Annotated in this window: 16 protein-coding genes; 10 read left to right on the top strand and 6 right to left on the bottom strand. The window is 67.5% G+C overall.

Features of this window, described 5'->3' with window-relative positions; genetic code table 11:
- The first annotated feature begins 115 nt into the window (after positions 1–115).
- On the top strand, positions 116–940 hold the full coding sequence (locus J2848_RS31455; RefSeq protein ID WP_149234336.1) for an aldo/keto reductase: 825 nt from the start codon (positions 116–118) through the stop codon (positions 938–940).
- Between the two features lie 75 nt (positions 941–1015).
- Here J2848_RS31455 and J2848_RS31460 read toward each other — a convergent pair whose 3' ends face one another.
- Together J2848_RS31460 and J2848_RS31465 are read right to left on the bottom strand one after the other, a co-directional pair.
- Positions 1016–2476, bottom strand: coding sequence for an ATP-binding protein (locus J2848_RS31460; RefSeq protein ID WP_149234335.1), 1461 nt, complete (start codon positions 2474–2476; stop codon positions 1016–1018).
- A complete protein-coding gene (locus tag J2848_RS31465; protein ID WP_149234334.1) occupies positions 2466–3215 on the bottom strand; it encodes a response regulator in 750 nt (249 codons plus the stop codon). The genes J2848_RS31460 and J2848_RS31465 overlap by 11 nt, the downstream gene beginning before the upstream one ends.
- A 252-nt stretch (positions 3216–3467) precedes the next feature.
- On the opposite strand from J2848_RS31465, the gene J2848_RS31470 reads away from it, so the two are divergent.
- Positions 3468–4745, top strand: coding sequence for an ABC transporter substrate-binding protein (locus tag J2848_RS31470; RefSeq protein ID WP_246194273.1), 1278 nt, complete (start codon positions 3468–3470; stop codon positions 4743–4745).
- A gap of 102 nt (positions 4746–4847) precedes the next feature.
- Here J2848_RS31470 and J2848_RS31475 read toward each other — a convergent pair whose 3' ends face one another.
- Complete coding sequence (locus J2848_RS31475; RefSeq protein WP_149234333.1) at positions 4848–5921, bottom strand: NAD(P)-dependent alcohol dehydrogenase; 1074 nt, start codon at positions 5919–5921, stop codon at positions 4848–4850.
- Between the two features lie 431 nt (positions 5922–6352).
- Here J2848_RS31475 and J2848_RS31480 point away from each other — a divergent pair, with 431 nt between their 5' ends.
- Positions 6353–6880 (top strand): hypothetical protein, encoded by a 528-nt coding sequence (locus J2848_RS31480; protein WP_149234332.1) that lies wholly within the window; start codon positions 6353–6355, stop codon positions 6878–6880.
- 280 nt (positions 6881–7160) lie between these two features.
- Here the strand turns inward: J2848_RS31480 and J2848_RS31485 are convergent, their stop codons facing one another.
- Complete coding sequence (locus J2848_RS31485; RefSeq protein ID WP_170307219.1) at positions 7161–8192, bottom strand: sensor histidine kinase; 1032 nt, start codon at positions 8190–8192, stop codon at positions 7161–7163.
- 118 nt (positions 8193–8310) lie between these two features.
- Positions 8311–9768, bottom strand: a complete 1458-nt coding sequence (locus J2848_RS31490) for an amidase (protein ID WP_149234330.1) — start codon at positions 9766–9768, stop codon at positions 8311–8313.
- Positions 9769–9933: 165 nt separating this feature from the next.
- Here J2848_RS31490 and J2848_RS31495 point away from each other — a divergent pair, with 165 nt between their 5' ends.
- On the top strand, positions 9934–10752 hold the full coding sequence (locus J2848_RS31495) for a helix-turn-helix transcriptional regulator (RefSeq protein WP_149234329.1): 819 nt from the start codon (positions 9934–9936) through the stop codon (positions 10750–10752).
- 22 nt (positions 10753–10774) lie between these two features.
- On the opposite strand, the gene J2848_RS31500 is transcribed toward J2848_RS31495, so the two are convergent.
- Positions 10775–12115: an APC family permease gene (locus tag J2848_RS31500; RefSeq protein WP_149234328.1), complete on the bottom strand. Its 1341-nt coding sequence runs from the start codon at positions 12113–12115 to the stop codon at positions 10775–10777.
- A 254-nt stretch (positions 12116–12369) separates the two neighbouring features.
- Between J2848_RS31500 and J2848_RS31505 the strand changes: the two genes are divergently transcribed.
- The 6 genes from J2848_RS31505 to J2848_RS31530 form a co-directional block, all read left to right on the top strand.
- Entirely contained in the window at positions 12370–13545 is a 1176-nt protein-coding gene (locus J2848_RS31505; RefSeq protein WP_149234327.1) for a PQQ-dependent sugar dehydrogenase, read from the top strand.
- A gap of 31 nt (positions 13546–13576) precedes the next feature.
- Positions 13577–14056, top strand: coding sequence for a GNAT family N-acetyltransferase (locus tag J2848_RS31510; RefSeq protein WP_149234326.1), 480 nt, complete (start codon positions 13577–13579; stop codon positions 14054–14056).
- A gap of 411 nt (positions 14057–14467) precedes the next feature.
- Positions 14468–14842, top strand: coding sequence for an ArsR/SmtB family transcription factor (locus J2848_RS31515; RefSeq protein WP_246194271.1), 375 nt, complete (start codon positions 14468–14470; stop codon positions 14840–14842).
- Positions 14843–14863: 21 nt separating this feature from the next.
- The gene (locus J2848_RS31520; protein WP_246194270.1) at positions 14864–15367 is read left to right on the top strand and encodes an arsenate reductase ArsC; all 504 of its coding nucleotides are present in this window, start codon (positions 14864–14866) and stop codon (positions 15365–15367) included.
- 58 nt (positions 15368–15425) lie between these two features.
- Entirely contained in the window at positions 15426–16457 is a 1032-nt protein-coding gene (gene arsB, locus J2848_RS31525; protein WP_149234431.1) for an ACR3 family arsenite efflux transporter, read from the top strand.
- Between the two features lie 320 nt (positions 16458–16777).
- The coding region (locus tag J2848_RS31530) for an aldehyde dehydrogenase family protein (protein WP_253568795.1) at positions 16778–17811 on the top strand (1034 nt) is incomplete at its 3' end.

Here is a 17811-nt window from a genome sequence, read left to right on the forward strand (position 1 = left end):
GAATTCGGTTCACAGGTGATATGGCGGTAGAGGCGGTTTGCAGACCGCGTCTTCCGCCATATGTCTGCATCCAACCCACGGGAACGCGCCTCGGCGCCGATCAGGAGAAAACAGGATGCAGACAGTGAAGGCCAATGGTGCCGAGATTCCCGCACTGGGATTCGGCGTTTTCCGCATGTCGGACGACGAGGTCGAACGGGTGGTCCCCGCCGCCCTGGAGGCCGGCTTCCGTCATTTCGACACCGCGCAGATCTACCGTAACGAGGCGGCACTCGGCCGCGCCCTGCAAGCGGCAGGATCCCGCCGCGATGAGCTGTTCCTGACCACCAAGGTCTGGGTCGACAAGTACAGTCCTGGCCCGTTCGCCGCGTCGGTCGACGAAAGCCTGGAAAAGCTGAAGGTCGACCGGGTGGACCTGCTGCTGCTGCACTGGCCGGCCGATCAGGTCGCCATCGCCGAGCAGATCGAAATGCTGAACGCCGTGCAGGCCGCCGGCAAGACCCGCTTCATCGGCGTCAGCAACCAGAACATTGCCCAACTGCGGGAGTCGGTCGAGCGCAGCCAGGCCCCCATCGTCACCAACCAGATCGAGGTCCACCCCTATCTCGACCAGAGCGCGATGGCGGCGGCGGCCAGGGAACTGGGCGTGGCGATCACCGCCTATTACGCCATGGCCGACGGCAAGGTGCCACGCGATCCGGAGTTGCAGCGGATCGGCGCCAAGTACGGCAAGACGGCGGCCCAGGTGACGCTGCGCTGGCTGATCCAGCTGGGCCATATCGTACTGTCCAAGACCGCCAAGCCGGAGCGGGTGCCGGAGAACTTCGCAGTTTTTGACTTCGCGCTGGACGAAGGCGACATGGCCGCGATTGCGAAGCTGGCGCAACCGAACGGGCGAATCGTCAGCCCGGCGGGGCTGGCGCCGGCTTGGGACAAGTGAGCGGGGAGCGGTCTCCCGACACTTGATCCCCTCTCCCCCCTGGGGAGAGGGGGATTGCCCTGGAATGCCCCTCTCTCACAACATCCGCGGCAGCGTCACCCGCACCCGCAGCCCGCCGCTGGCGCGGTTGCTCAGCTCGATCCGTCCCTGGTGCGCCTCGACGATCGACTTCACGATGGACAGGCCGAGCCCGCTGCCGCCGGTCTTGCGGTTGCGGGAGCCCTCCAGCCGGACGAAGGGCTTGAAGACATTGGCGACCTCCGCCTCCGGGATGCCCGGCCCCTCGTCGCAGACATCGACGACGATCTCGGCGGCGTCGGCATCGACGGAGACGGTGGCGCGCTCGCCGTATTTGATGGCGTTGTCGATCAGGTTGGCGAAGGCGCGGCGCAGGCTGGACGGGCGACCGGCAAGGCGGAGCTGGCGCGCCTGCTCGAAGCGGTCGCTGCGCTCCACACCACCGCCGAAGATGGTGCGGACGGCGGCGAACTGGAGCGGCGGCGGTTCGTGGTAGGTCACCGGGGAGCCGGTGTCGGCATAGTCGTCGCACAGGCTCTGCAGCAGGCTGGCGAAGGCGACCACCTCCACCTCCTCGCGCAGCACGTCGTCGCCGAGGAACTCCAGCGTCGCGGTGACCATCGCCGCCATCTCGTCGATGTCGGCCATCATCTTGGTGCGCAGCACGTCGTCATCGACATATTCGGCGCGCAGCCGCAGCCTCGTCGCCGGGGTGCGTAGATCGTGGCTGATCGCCGCCAGCAGATGGGTGCGCCCCTCCATCAGGTCGCGCAGGGCATTGCGCGCCTGATTGAAGGCGCGGGCCAGCGAGGCGACCTCTTCCGGCCCGTCCTCCGGCAGCGGGCGGGGGTGCAGGCGGTCGTGCGGGCGGGTCGCCTGCTCGGCCAGCGATTCCAGCGGGCGGACCAGCCGGCCGGGCAGCCAGAGCAGCAGCCCCAGCGCCAGACCGAAAGCCGCCACACCGGCCAGAACCATCTCGAACGGCGTGGTCCGCGGCCGCCAAAAGCGCGGACTGGCGAACTCCAGCCAGCCGCCGCCGGCAAGCTGGACATAGACGCGGGCGTCGCGCAGCTGTGCCGCGGTGTCCTCCGCCACCAGGGACAAGGATTCCGCCAGCGTCTGGGCACGAGCGGAATGGAGCGACAGCAGGGCACGCTGGGCGGCGACGAACACCGGGCGCGGTGCGTCGGCGACCCCGTCCAGCACCCAGCCGGACGGCACGGTCGGGGTGCCGGGCCCCTGCCAGGACACCGACAGGTCGGGCAGCCCACTCAACGCCAGCGCCGGCCCGGCGGCAATCCCGTCCAGCACCGCGCGGTCGGCCGCCTCCACCGCCGCCGCCATCGCCGGTCCCAGCCGGTGGGCGGTCAGCAATTCCCGCGCGCGGTCGTCGACCAGCCGCATGCCGACCAGCGCCCCGCCATGGGTCAGGGCCAGCAGCGCCACCATCGCCGCCAGGATGCGGTGGCGCAGGCGGGTGGCGCGCAGCCGGGCCGGCAGCAAGCGCTCAAGCGCCACGGCTTATTCCGGAAGAGACGGATTCGCCATGGTCCACCACCGCCGCGGTGAACTGGTAGCCGATGCCGCGCACCGTCTTGATCAGCGCCGAGCCGCCCGGCCCCTCCTCCAGCTTGCGGCGCAGGCGGCTGATCTGGATGTCGATGCTGCGGTCGAAGGGAATCGAGGTGTCGCCGCGATGCTTCTCCAGCAGTTCGGTGCGCTCCACCACCTGCGGCGCCCGTTCCAGCAGCGTGCCGAGCAGGGCGTATTCGCCCTGGCTGAGATGGACCACCACCCGGTCCGGCGTGCGCAGCTCGCGCCGCCCCTGGTCGAGCGACCAGCCGGCGAAGCCCAGTACGCGCGGCCGTTCGCGCACCGGCTCCGGCCCGCCGCAGCGGCGCAGGATGGCACGGATGCGGGCCAGCAGTTCGCGTGCGCTGAAGGGCTTCACCAGATAGTCGTCGGCCCCGACCTCCAGCCCGACGATGCGGTCGACCTCGCTGCCCATGGCGGTCAGCATGATGACGGGGGTCTCCGATTTGGCGCGCAGCGAGCGGCACAGGCTGGTCCCGTCCTCCCCCGGCAGCATCACGTCGAGCACGATGAGATCGACCGGCCATTGCGCCAGCACCCGCGTCATCTCGCGCCCATCGCCGGCGGTGGAGACGCGGAAGCCGCTCTTCACCAGGAAATCATGCAGCATGTCCCGGATCTCGGGATCGTCATCCACGACCAGGAGATGGCGCGCGCGCTCCATGGCGTCCCTTCCCTATTCCATCCGGGCTTTCTTGTTCGTTGGGCCCGAGTGTAGCCTCCCCCGCCGGTCCGGGTACAGTGCGGCGCGCGCGCCCGTTTGTAACGGTTGCGTAACAGGAGCGCGACCGTGAAAAGGCGTTGTTACCAAATAGTCCGGGCGCCGAATTGCACGCGGGATAGAGTTCCTCCAGCGGCCAAACGGCTGACAGCCAAGGCCAACTCGAAGATCGAACGAAGAAGGAAACAGGGGGAAATGTCCGAAATGCCGTCTCTGCGCAAATCCATCCTCAGCATGACCGCCTTGGCGACCGTAATGGCCGGCGCCCTGCTTGCCGCCCCCGCCAACGCCGAGCCGGCGGTGGAGGTTCTGCATTACTGGACCTCCGGCGGTGAATCGAAGGCCGCCGGCGCGCTGCGCCAGGATTTCGAGGCTGCAGGCGGCAAGTGGATCGACGCGCCGGTGGCGGGCGGCGGTGGCGACGCGGCCAGCACCGTGCTGCGCTCCCGCGTGCTGGCCGGCGATCCGCCGAACGCCGTGCAGCTGAAGGGGCCGAACATCAAGGACTGGGCGGCGCAGGGCAAGCTGGCGACGCTGGACGAGGTCGCCAAGGCGGAGAATTGGGACGCCATCCTGCCACCGCAGATCCGCGACGTGGTGACCTACAAGGGCCATTACTATGCCGTGCCGGTGAACATCCACCGCGTCAATTGGATGTGGGTCAATCCGCAGGTGATGCAGAAGGCCGGCGTCGCCATTCCGAAGACCTGGGACGAGTTCAACGCCGCCGCCGACAAGCTGAAGGCCGCCGGCATCATCCCGCTGGCCCATGGTGGCCAGCCCTGGCAGGAAGGCGCCCTGTTCGAGGATGTCACCCTCGGCCTCGGCGGTCCCGACTTCTATCGCAAGGCGCTGGTGGAGTTGGATGCCAAGGCGCTGACCAGCGACACCATGGTCAAGGTGTTCGACCAGATGCGCAAGCTGCGCGGCTATGTCGACGACGGCTTCCCCGGCCGCGAATGGAACCTCGCCGCCGGCCTGCTGATGAACGGACAGGCCGCCATGCAGATCATGGGCGACTGGGAGAAGGGCGAGCTGACCGCCGCCGGCAAGGTGCCGGGCAAGGATTTCGTCTGCGCCCATGTGCCGGGCCAGTCCGGCTATATCGTGAATTCCGACAGCTTCGTCATGTTCACCTCGGCCAACGCCGACCGCGCCGCCGGCCAGAAGCTGCTGGCCAAGCTGATCCTGGGCAAGAAGTTCCAGGAGACCTTCAACGTGCTGAAGGGCTCGATCCCCGCCCGCCAGGACATGGCGCGCGACAGCTTCGACGAATGTGCCGTCAAGTCGATGGACGACCTGAAGACCGCCATCGACAGCAACAGCGCGGTTCCGTCGATGGCGCACGAGATGGCGGTCCCCGGCGCCGTCCGCGGCGCCTTCCTGGATGTCGTCACCGCCCACTTCAACTCCACCATGACCTCGCAGGAGGCGGTGAAGCGTCTGGCCGAAGCCGTCGATCTGGCGAAGTAAGCCTCTGCTTTCCTCGCGTATCGTCTCTCCTTCTCTGGTGTTGCGCGTGACCTTGGAAAGCCCCTCTTCCTTCCGGAAGAGGGGCTTCTTTTCATTTAAGCTTCACGGCGTGATCGCCACCTTCAGCACGCCATCGCGCTGGTGGCCGAACAGCTCGTAAGCCTCCTCGATCCGCTCCAGCGGGAAACGGTGGGTGACCAGCGGCTTCAGGTCGACGCGGCCGGAGGCGACGACGCCCATCAGCCGGCGCATCCGCTCCTTGCCGCCGGGGCAGAGCGAGGTGACGATGGTGTGGTCGCCCAGCCCGGCGGCGAACGGACCCAGCGGCAGGCGCAGGTCGCCGGAATAGACGCCCAGGCTGGACAGCGTGCCGCCCGGCCGCAGCACGCGCAGCGCCGCCTCGAAGGTCGCCTGGGTGCCCAGCGCCTCGATGGCGACATCGACGCCGCGGCCATTGGTCAGCCGCAGGATCTCCTCCACCGGATCGACGCTGCGGAAATCCACCACATGGTCGGCCCCCATCCGCCGCGCCATCTCCAGCCGCGCCGGCACGGTGTCGACGCCGATGATGGTGGTGGCGCCCTTCAGCTTGGCCCCGGCGGTGGCGCACAGGCCGATGGGCCCCTGCGCGAACACCGCCACCGTGTCGCCGATGCGGATGTTGCCGCGCTCCGCCCCGGCGAATCCGGTGGACATGATGTCGGGGCACATCAGCACCTCCTCGTCCGTCAGCCCATCGGGTACGGCGGCGAGGTTGACCATCGCGTCGGGCACCAGCAGATACTCGGCCTGGGAGCCGTCGATGCTGTTGCCGAAGCGCCAGCCGCCCAGCGGCTTCCAGCCATGGGCGGTGCCGGCGCCGTCCTGGGAATGGCAGCCGCACAGGCAGGCGTTGCTGTGGCCGCTGGGGGTGATGGCCCCGGCGATCACCCGCTGGCCCTCGCGGTAGCCGGTGACGGTGGAGCCCAGCTTCTCGATGATGCCCACCGGTTCATGGCCGATGGTCAGGCCGCGGACGACCGGATATTCGCCCTTCAGGATGTGGATGTCGGTGCCGCAGATCGTCGTCGTGGTGATGCGGATCAGCGCGTCGAGCGGTCCGACGTCGGGGATCGGCTTGTCGTCCAGCACGATGCGGCCCGGTTCGACGAACACCGCCGCTTTCATCATGACCATGGCGTCCTCCCGTTATGGTGGCCGCCGGTCGGGGAGCTGTTTGGCGCGAACATCGCAAACGGCCCGCGGCCGGCGCTGTGCTTCACGCCGGCCAGCGTAGCGCACCCGCGAAGGCGCCGCGTTGATGCAGATTAATTGCGACGACGGTCGAGGCGTCGGTTCGGAGCCTCGAACATCGCTCGGAGCGCTGCTCCGCCAACCCGATTCGGTGTCGATTCCGCCTACGCCCAGAAGGTTTATTAGGGCAAATGAATGCAATTGAATGGTGGCGACGACGAAACAACGGACAGCATTCAATGGTTGTTATTTTATGAGATAATTTCTCGGTTACGGACGTATTATGTTGCATATTTCTACTATTGAGCCGTGACTCTTTGCATATTCAGCCCTAAAGAGGGTGCGTTCATTCCTTGAAACAAGAGGTCATTCAAATGAAGTCGTTTGCACTCGCCACCGTATTCTCGATCGTCGCCGTACTGTCGGCCGGGGCCGCCAACGCGCAGCCGAAGCCCGTGGTGCTGTCTGCCCTGCCGCCGCAGAATTTCGCCTTCTGCCTGAACACCGATGCCACGGTGATCCTCTCCGACACGGTGGCGACCGAAGTCGGCGTCGTGATCACCAACGTCGGCAATGGCCTGACCAACACCTCCGGCACCGTCGTCGTCGCGGCGAACAATTTCTACGGCAAGGGCGCCGGCAGCGAATGGAAGTCGGCGATGGGCCAGTTCAGCCTGACCGGCGGCAACTGCTACAACGTCGCTTCGATGAACAAGACCACCTCGCCGAGCGGCACGTCCTGGACCTGCGCCCTCACGAGCGGCGCCGCCTCGGGTGCCGGTGCTACGATCACCGGGGTGATCTCGACGCAGACCCAGGTCACGCCGATCGCCTCCGGCTACGTGATGGCCGGTGTGAGTTCGACGCTCAACAACGCGCCGAACGTGAACTGCCCGTACTGATCGGCCGGACCGATCGCCAGTCATCGGACAGCGCGGCCGCCCATCACACCCGGTGGGCGGCCGTTTCCGTCAACCGGCCGCCTGGGCCTGCCCACCATCATCCGCGGTACACGGAAGCAGGCTGCCGGCAGGATCGCCCCCCATCTTGACGCCCACCCAAACTTGAGCGAGGGCGCCAGGTCGGTGGCCGCCGGAATCAAGCCGATGGACCTGAAGCGCTGCACCGACAGTCCGGATGTTCCCTGGACGGGGGCGCGCCACACCGGCGCGGCCCCTCTTTTCATGGGGCGGCGGAACCGTCATCCACCGCCGCCGCCCGGCAGCAGGGAAAGCGCAGGGTCGCCTTCACCCCATGCGGCAGCTGGGGTCCGATGTCCAGGCTGCCCTGCAGTTGCAGGGCAAGCTGCCGCATGATCCGGCCACCCAGCCCGGTCCCCTGCGGCCGCTCCGACAGGATGCCCACCCCGTCGTCGCAGACGCACAGCACGCACTCCGCCGCCTCCCTGCGGAAGCTCAGGTCGATGCGGCCGGCGCAGCCGTCAGGGAAAGCGTATTTCAGCGCATTCGTGATCAACTCGTTGGCGATGGTGCCGACCGCCACCGCGACGCCCATGTCGAGGTCGGCGTCGTCCACCTCGGCGCTGACCGACACCGGCCGCACCCCGACGACGCCGAGCTGGATGTCCTCCACCAGACTTTCCAGGAAGTCCTTCGAACTGACGATGTTGACGCCCTCCACCCGGCGCAGCCGGACATAGACGCGGGCCAGCACGCCGATCCGCTCGATGGTGCCGCTGACGATGTCCTGCCCGGCCCCCGACTTGTGGGCGGCGAGCGTCAGCTGGGCACAGATCTGTTGCAGGTCGTTGCGGATGCGGTGGTGGATCTCGTGCAGCATCAGATCCTTTTCCGCATTGGCGGCGAACAGCCGTTCGGAGGACAGGCGCAGCCGCTCGTTCGCCCGGCGCAGGGCGTGGGCACCTCCGGCAATGCCGAAGCCGAGGCCCATGTAAATGAGGAAGGCCAACTGGTCGCCCGGCTCGGCGATCCACAGCACCCCCTCCGGCTTCATGAAGAACCAAGCCGAACACAGCCCCGACAAGGCCACCGACAGATAGCCCGACCCGCGGTCGAGCAGCAGCGAGATCACGAAGATGGTCGGGAGGAAGACCAGGAACGGGTATTTGAACAGCAGCGGGTCGAGCGCATAACGCAGCAATGCCGTCAGCCCGACCAGCAGCAGCGTGATCCCATACCGTGCCCAGGCGGCGCGCGGCAGGTTGGACGACAGCCGGCGCAATAGGTCTTCCATACCCCGTGCTCTGCTCCGAACGACGCGACGGAACGGTAACAGCCGGGAACCGGAATCGGATGACCGGGGTATGCACACAATGATGTGACGAATTGCGTCGATGCCCTCGGCCACCCCCTCAGCCACGGCCCAGGCGGGCGCCATGCCAGGGGGGCAGCGCCCCGGTGCGGCCGGCATCGGCCAGCAGCGCCTCGGCGGCACGGCCGATGCCCAGCACGTCTTCGTCGGCGAAGCGGCGGCCGACGATCTGGAGGCCGACCGGCAGCCCATCCGCGGCCATTCCGACCGGCAGCGACAGCGCCGGGCATTGCGGCAGCAGGTTGAACGGACAGGTCATGTCCAGCCCGCGATAGCGCCCGTCCTCGGCCGTCGCCATGAAATCGTCGTCACCGGCGTCTGCCGGCGGCGCCGTCACCGCGCAGGCCGGGCAGAGCAGCGCATCGTAGCGTTCGAACAACCGGGCCATGTCGCGCCACATGGCGGTGCGCAGCAGTTCCACCCGCTTGATTTCGGTGGCGCCAAGGGCGAAGCCGCGCTCCATCAGCGCCACGATGGCCGGGTCCATGCGCTGCCGCTGCGCTTCCAGCCGGTCGCCGAAATAGGCGCTCATGAACACGCACCACAGGTCGAACCACTGGTCGTTCACCGCCCGGGTCCAGGGGATCGACACCTCGTCCACCACCGCCCCGGCCCGGCGCAGCAGGTCCGCCGCCGCACGGACCGCCGCCTCCACGTCCGGCTGCACCTCGTAATAGCCGAGGTCGACGGACAGGGCGAAGCGCCGCCCTTCCAGCAGCCCCGCCCGCGCCCGGGCGGCGGAGAAGGTCAGCGGCAGCGACTGGATGTCCTCGTCGCTCGGCCCCGATGCGGCCTCCATGAAGGCGATAGCGTCATCGACCGTCCGCGCCAGCGGCCCGAAATGGGAGATGCCGTCGAACAGGCTGGGCAGGATCGTCATGGGGATGCGCCCCAGGCTGGGCTTCAGCCCGACCGTGCCGCACAGGGCGGCCGGGATGCGCACCGATCCGCCCATGTCGGTTCCCTCGGCGAAGGGCACCACCCCGGCGGCCACCGCCGCCGCCGACCCGCCGGACGATCCGCCGGACGTGCGTGCCGGGTCCCACGGGTTGCGGGTCACCCCCCAGCGCGGGCTGTAGGTGAAGCTGGAATGGGCGAATTCCGGCGTGGTGGTCTTGCCGATCAGGATGGCGCCGGCCCCGGTCAGCCGGCGGATGCACAGCGCGCTCTCCTCCGGCCGCAAATTCTCGGTCCAGGAGCCGAGTGTGGTGAGATCCCCCACGGTCGGCGTCATGTCCTTGGCGGCGAAGGGCACGCCATGCAGCGGGCCGACCGCCTCCCCCCGCTTCACCGCGAGGTCGGCCTCGCGGGCGGCGGCCAGCGCCTGCTCCTCCCGCAGCAGGGTGAAGGGGTTGAGCGGTTCGGAGACGGCGCGGGCGCGGGCGATGGCCTCTGCCACCACCGTCTCGGCCTGGACGCGGCCGGAACGGATGCCCGCCGCCATCGCGGTGGCCGGGAGGTCGAGCGGGTGGAGTTCGGTCGGCATCGGAGAGGTCATGGGCTTACCTGTGGAAAGTGAACCGTCGACGGCGGCGACGATGGTTATGATGGGCCGACATGCCCTTGAAAAGATTTGGAAATGCGGCGGGCGTCATGCCACGATGCCTGTCCGTGCCGCCTGTTGTGAAAGGCCGGCGCCGGACGAGGAAAGGCTACCCTCCCCATGCGCTCCGCCGTCGACTCCGCTGGCGAACCCGGTGCCGCTCCGCCTTTCGCGGACTGGAACGATGCCATCGCCCGCGCGGTGTCGGCGCTCGGCACGCCCGGCTTTCCGGCGGCGCTGGAGGCTGCGCTGCAAGGGCTGGTGACCCACCAGATGATGAACGGCTTTCATTACTCTCCCGACGGTCGCGCCTTCGACCTGCACAACGACCGGCCGGGCACCGACCGCCGGATCATCGTCGACCAGTATCTGGCCGGCACCTATGTCCTCGACCCCTTCTATGACGCCAGCCGCCATCCCGACGGCCCGCCCTTCATCGTCATGCGCAAGCTGGCACCCGACGACTTCGAACAGTCGGAGTATTTCCGCCTCCATTACGCGGCGACCCGCATCGTCGACGAGGTCGGTTTCCGTCTGACGCTGGACGCCGGCCATGTCGGCATCCTGTCCCTGTGCCGCGTCGGGGAGGCGGCGCGCTTCTCCATCGACGAACTGGCGAGGCTGGAGGCCGCCGCCAGCCTCGTCCGCGCCCTGGGGGAGCGGCACTGGCATGGTCTGCCCAACGCCGCGGCCGAGCCTGCGAAGGCCGGCACCCCGCGGCGGATCGAGCATCCGCTGTTGACCAACCGCGAGCTGGAGGTGGTCACGCTGATCCTGAAGGGCCATTCCACCCAGTCCATCGCCGCGGTGCTGTCGCTGTCCCCCGACACCGTGAAGGTCCATCGCCGCCGCATCTATGCCAAGCTGAGGATTTCCAGCCAGGGCGAACTCTTCCGCACCTTCCTGACCGATCCGCTGATCTCCGCCGGCCCGCGGTGACTGCCGGCCGGCGGAGTACCCTTCAGGACACCGACTCCACGAAATGGATCTCCGGCGGCGCCTTGCGGAACAGCGCGGTCAGATAGGCGAGGTAGAGCACGCCCAGCACCAGCCAGACCAGTCCCAGCAGCTTGGCGTTGCCGTCCAGGTTGGCCAGCAGATAGAGGTCGCACAGCGCGGCTGCCGCCGGGATGACCAGCCCGACCAGCATCCCCGCCGACCGCACCTGCGGCTCGTGCCGGAGATAGAGCGCGATGACCGACAGGTTGACCGCGGTAAAGGCCAGGAAGGCGCCGAAATTGATGAAGGAGGTGGAGGTCGTCACGTCCATCCACAACGCGGCCAGCCCGACGACCCCGACCAGCACCAGATTGAACACCGGCGTCCGCCAGCGCGGATGAAGCCGCCCGAACAGCCCCGACGGCAGCACCCCGTCGCGCCCCATGGCGAACAGCAGCCGGCCGACGCTGGCCTGCGCCGCAAGGCCGGAGCTGAACTGGGCCACCACCAGCGTGGCGAGGAAGATGGTGACGAACAGGTCGCCGCCGATGGTCTTGGCGATCTCGAAGGCGGCGGCGTCCACGGACTCGAACTGGGTGCCGGGATGGGCCAGCTGCGTCACATAGGCGGCAAGCACGAAGATCGCGCCGCCCGCCAGCGCCACGATCATGATCGCCCGCGGCATGGTGCGCCGGGCGTCGCGGACCTCCTCCGTCATGGTGGAGATGGCGTCGAAGCCCAGGAAGGAATAGGCCGCGATCGCCGCCCCGGCGACGGAGGCGCCGAAGGGCACATCCGCCCGGAAGAAGGGCGTCACGGACGCCAGCCCGCCCGGCCCGCCCGCCGCCATGACGAAGCGCGCCGCCAGCAGGATGAAGGCGCCCAGCACGGCCAGCTGGACCACCATCAGCACCAGATTGACGCGGGCGGCGAAATGCACGCCGGCCAGATTCACCAGGGTGGTGAAGCCGATGAAGCCAAGGATCCAGACCCAGACCGGCACGCCGGGGAACGCCGACGACAGATAGGCGCCACCGATCAGCCAGATCACCATGGGAAGGAAGAAATAGTCGAGCAGAACCGCCCAGCCGACCAGGAAGCCGATGCTGGGGCTCAGGGATTTGCGGGCGTAGGTATAGGCCGAACCCGCCACCGGATAGACCCGGGCCATCACGCCATAGCTGATCGCCGTCAGCAGGATCGCACCGGCGGCCAGCACATAGGCCATCGCCGTCGTGCCCTCGCTGGCGGTCGCCAGGGCGCCGAAGGTGCCCAGCACGATCATCGGCGTCATATAGGCCAGCCCGAACAGCACCACCGCCGACAGGCCCAGCCTGCGGTGCAGAGTCACGTCATCCCTCATATCCACCTCCTGAAACACTCCTGTTCCGGTGACGTCTTCCGGGTCGCGCCTTTGACGGAAGGTCCGTGACATCACCATTTGTCCTGCGGAGGGTGAGGTCCGGGGCGGCGGATGAACAATACCCCCAGGGTGTTACTGGGCGTGTTACGGGGCGTGTTACGGGGCCGGCAGGGGATTCTTTCGGCGAAGGGATCTTGGCCGTTCCGCCGATACCCCCATCTGGAAGGCCAATTCGAGAAAACCGGAGGATCGTGATGCGCAGCACCCTGACCCTGTCGGCCGCCAGCCTTCTCACCGCTCTCGCCATTCCGCTCGCCCCCGCCCTGGCACAGTCGCAGCCGGGCAACGCCGCGGCGGTGAAGACCGTCCGGACCAGCGCCGGGCCGGTGGCGGTCAGCCGCGTCGCCGACGGGCTGGAGCGGCCCTGGGGCATCGATTTCCTCCCCGACGGCCGGGCGCTGGTGACGGAGAAACCGGGCCGGCTGCGCATCATGGCGCGCGACGGCTCGCTGTCCTCCCCGCTGGCCGGCACGCCGAAGGTGTTCAACCAGGGCCAGGGCGGGCTGATGGACGTGGCGGTCGATCCGGATTTCGCCCGCAACCGGACCATCTATCTCGCTTATGCCGAGCCGGGTGAAGGCAGCGGGGGTGGGGGCACCGCCGGCACCGCGCTCGGCCGTGGCACGCTGGGCGAGCGCGGGATCGAGGACTTGCACGTCATCTTCCGTCAGTCGCCCAAGGTGGACGGTGGCAACCATTTCGGCACCCGCATCGCCTTCGCCCCCGACGGCCACATCTTCCTGACGCTGGGCGAACGCTACAAGTTCGACCCGGCGCAGCACCGCGACAACGCGCTGGGCAAGGTGATCCGGCTGAACCGCGACGGCTCGCTGCCGAAGGACAATCCCTTCGCGGGAGAGGGCGGGACGGCCGGCGCCATCTGGTCCTACGGCCACCGCAACATCGAGGCGGCGGCGATCGACCCGCGCAGCGGCTCGCTGTGGATCGCCGAGATGGGCCCGATGGGCGGCGACGAGCTGAACCGGCCGGAAGCCGGCAAGAATTACGGCTGGCCGCTGGTCAGCTGGGGCAAGCATTACGATGGCCGCGACATCCCCGACCCGCCGACCCGCAAGGAATTCACCGACGCGGTGATCCACTGGACGCCGGTGATCTCGCCCTCCGGCATGGTCTTTTACACCGGCGGGCTGTTCCGCGACTGGCAGGGCAGCGCCCTTATCGGCGGCCTCAGCGCCAAGGGGCTGGTACGCGTTGCCATCGACGGGACGGGAGGGACCGGGGCGAAGGAGGTGGAGCGCATTCCGCTCGACGCGCGCATCCGCGATGTGGCACAGGGTCCGGACGACGCCCTCTATGTCATCACCGATGCCGCCGACGGCGCGGTCTTGCGGCTGGCGCCGGCGAAATGACCGCCTGAAGACGGGCCGAAAGACGGGGCAGATGAGGATCAGAGACTACCGACCGCCGGACGCACCGCTGCTGGCGGCGCTCTATGCCCGCTCCGTCCGCGGCATCGGCCCCCGCTTCTACACGCCGGAACAGGTGGAGGCCTGGGCGGCGCAGGCGCCCACGGTGGAGCGGGTGCGGGAGGCCTATGGCGACGGCCGCGTCGCCCTGGTCGCGGTGGACGAGGACGACCAGCCGGTGGCCTTCAGCGACGTGGAAAGCGACGGCCACATCAATTTCCTCTACTGCGCACCGGAGGCGGCCGGCCAGGGCGTGATGTCGGCGCTGGTCGATCTGCTGGAGGCGCGCGCCAAGGCGCTCGGCCATCCCCGCCTGCATGTGGAAGCCAGCGAGGCTGCCCGCCCTTTCTTCCTGCGCCGCGGCTTCACCCTGCTGGAGCGCCGGGACCTGCGGATCGGCGATGTGCCGATCCACAACTATGCCATGGAGAAATGGCTGGCGCCGAAGGGATAATCGGCTAGATTTTTCGGCGAACCGTGGCCGCGGCAGGAAAATCGATGGAACAGATGGGCAAGTCATTTCGTTGATTCCGCAGCATCGAAGAGCAGTGCTCTTGCAACCTGTCCATCTGAATATGGAGGAGACGCATGCCTATCCTGCTTTGGCTTCTGGGCGTTCCGGGAATCATCGTGATCCTGCTTTGGATGACCGGCATCATCGGCTTCTAAGCACGCTCACTTCCGCCTGTTCCATCCTACAAAGGCCTCCGCCGGCACCGCCGCGGGGGCCTTTGGTTTTTCACCGCCCTGTATCTTGCGGCCTGTAAACAAATGTTATTTCGATCGTCATGGAACTGTCGTTGACAGCGGCCGTCGCTCCTGACATTTCTATGATTATGGAATAATCGAATTTATGAGTTGCGGCATGGAGAAGAAGGACGTCCTGGCCGGCCTGGCGGCGCTGGCCCAGGAAACGCGGCTGGATATCTTCCGCCTGCTGGTGGAGGCCGGACCGGAGGGGCGTTCCGCCGGGTCGATCGCGGAGGCGCTGGCGGTCGCGCCGGCCACCCTGTCCTTCCACCTGTCCAACCTGACCCAGGCCGGGCTGATCGTGCAGCGACGGGAAAGCCGATCGCTGATCTATTCGACCGATTTCGACCGGATGAACGGCATCGTCGGCTTCCTGTCGGAGAACTGCTGCGGCCGATCAGCCAATCCGGTTGCCTGCGTCCCCATCTGCGCACCGACGCCGGAAGCAGCCAACACGGAAAAGACCGCAGCCCCGCGCTGCGGCTGTTGACATCCGGAAACGGAGCGAGGAATGACCGAGAACCGCGTCTACAACGTGCTGTTCCTATGCACGCACAACAGCGCCCGCAGCGTCATGGCGGAATGCCTGTTGAACCGGGAGGGCAAGGGCCGCTTTCGCGGCTTCAGCGCCGGCAGCCAGCCGTCCGGGCGCATCAACCCCACTGTCCGCGACCTGCTGGAGCGGCTGGGATTTCCGACGACGGAACTGCGGTCCAAGACCTGGGACGAGTTCGCCGCACCCGGCGCCCCGCACATGGACTTCATCGTCACCGTCTGCGACAACGCGGCTGGCGAGGTCTGCCCGGTGTGGCCGGGCCAGCCGATCAGCGCCCATTGGGGCTTCCCCGACCCGTCCGGCGCCGAGGGCAGCGATGCGGAGAAGGCCGCCTTCACCGCGACGGTGTTCGGACAGATCGAACGCCGCATCCAGGCCTTCGCCAGCCTGCCCATCGCGTCACTCGACCGCATGGCGCTGAAGCGCAGGATGGACGACATGGCACGGGCAGAGCCGTAAAGCGGGGGGCCAATCCATGACCGCCGACATCCATTCCGCCCCGGCAGCACGTCCCGCCATGGGCAATTTCGAGCGCTATCTCAGCCTGTGGGTGGCGCTGTGCATCGTCGCCGGCATCGCGCTCGGCCATCTGGTGCCCGGCCTGTTCAAGGCGATCGCGGCGGCGGAGGTCGCCCAGGTCAACCTGCCGGTCGCCGTGCTGATCTGGCTGATGATCGTGCCGATGCTGCTGAAGATCGACCTCGGTGCGCTGGGGCAGGTCAAGGAGCATTGGCGCGGAATCGGCGTGACGCTGTTCATCAACTGGGCGGTCAAGCCCTTCTCGATGGCTCTGCTCGGCACGCTGTTCGTCGGCCATATCTTCGCCCCGTTGCTGCCGCAGGAACAGATCTCCTCCTACATTGCCGGGCTGATCCTGTTGGCGGCGGCCCCCTGCACCGCCATGGTGTTCGTGTGGTCGAACCTGTGCGAGGGCGAACCGCACTATACGTTGAGCCAGGTGGCGCTGAACGACCTGATCATGGTGTTCGCCTTCGCGCCCATCGTCGGGCTGCTGCTGGGTGTGGCGTCGATCACCGTGCCGTGGGGCACGCTGCTGCTGTCGGTGCTGCTCTACATCGTCATCCCGGTGGTCGCGGCCCAGCTGTGGCGGCGCAGCCTGCTGGCGGCCGGCGGTGAACCGGCACTGACCCGCGTGCTCGGCCGCATCCAGCCGGTATCGCTGCTGGCGCTGCTGACCACGCTGGTGCTGCTGTTCGGCTTCCAGGGCGAACGGATCCTGGCTCAGCCGCTGGTGATCCTGCTGCTGGCAGTGCCGATCCTGATCCAGGTCTATTTCAATGCCGGCCTCGCCTATTGGCTGTCGCGCCGGTTCGGAGTGGCTTGGTGCGTGGCGGCGCCGGCCGCGTTGATCGGCGCCTCCAACTTCTTCGAACTGGCGGTGGCGGCGGCCATCAGCCTGTTCGGGCTCGGTTCCGGCGCCGCACTCGCCACAGTGGTCGGGGTGCTGGTCGAAGTGCCGGTGATGCTGTCGGTGGTTCGCATCGTCAAGGCAACAAAGCCATGGTACGAAGGACGAGCGGAGACTTGAAACCCGCCTGCCCGCGAGTTCTTCTGCGTCTGATCGCGTGTTTTTCTTATCAACTCCGCCATGTAGCTAAACTACATATCACCAATTCAGCTTTTCATATGTATAGTGGCGGTGCAGAAGCACGTCCCTTATGGGCGCGCTTCTGCACCCGCTTTGCTTGGCATGATCTAGATCAATTCTCACGGCAAGTGGTATGACCACTCTTGCGCGGCGGCCGGGCTGGATGTAGGTTTCCTACATATCGCATGGAACCGAGAGATTCGGGGGTTCCGGGCCGGGAAACCGGCCGCTTGGCGACACCCGACGGGAGACGCCCGATCATGGTCACGACCGTTAAAACCCTATCCGACCTGAACGCCCTGATTGCGCGTGTGAAGGCGGCGCAGGTGCGCTTCGCCGACTATCCGCAGGAGAAGGTGGACCTGATCTTCCGCAGCGCCGCTCTGGCTGCCGCCAACGCCCGCATCCCGCTCGCCAAGATGGCGGTGGCGGAGACCGGCATGGGCGTGATGGAAGACAAGGTCATCAAGAACCACTTCGCCGCCGAATACATCTACAACAAGTACAAGGACGACAGGACCTGCGGCGTCCTGTCCGAGGACAACGACGCCGGCATCCTCACCATCGCCGAGCCGGTCGGGCTGATCTGCGGCATCGTCCCCACCACCAACCCGACCTCCACCGCCATCTTCAAGGCGCTGATCGCGCTGAAGACCCGCAACGGCCTCGTCCTCTCCCCCCATCCCCGCGCCCGCAGATCGACCTGCGAGGCCGCCCGCCTCGTGCTCGCCGCCGCGGTCGAGGCCGGCGCGCCCGACGACATCATCGGCTGGATCGACGAGCCCTCGCTCGAACTGTCCAATGCCGTCATGCACCACCCCGCCATCAACCTGATCCTCGCCACCGGCGGGCCGGGCATGGTCAAGGCCGCCTACTCGTCGGGCAAGCCCGCCATCGGCGTCGGCGCCGGCAACACCCCCGCCGTCATCGACGAGTTCGCCGACATCAAGCGCGCCGTTGCCTCCATCCTGATGTCCAAGACCTTCGACAATGGCGTGGTCTGCGCGTCGGAGCAGTCGGCGGTGGTGGTCGATGCCGTCTATGACGCCGTGCGCGACCGCTTCGCCCATCATGGCGGCTACATCCTGTCGGCCCGCGAGGCCGACGCCGTGCGCAAGGTGCTGCTGACCGACGGCCATCTCAACGCCGACATCGTCGGCCAGCCCGCCCACGCCATCGCCGCCATGGCCGGGTTGAACGTCCCGCTCGCCACCAAGGTGCTGATCGCCGAGGTCACCGACATCGACGAGGCCGAGCCCTTCGCCCACGAGAAGCTGTCGCCCACCCTGGCGCT

It is taken from the genome of Azospirillum lipoferum, from assembly GCF_024170005.1.
Classification (GTDB): Bacteria; Pseudomonadota; Alphaproteobacteria; order Azospirillales; family Azospirillaceae; genus Azospirillum; species Azospirillum lipoferum.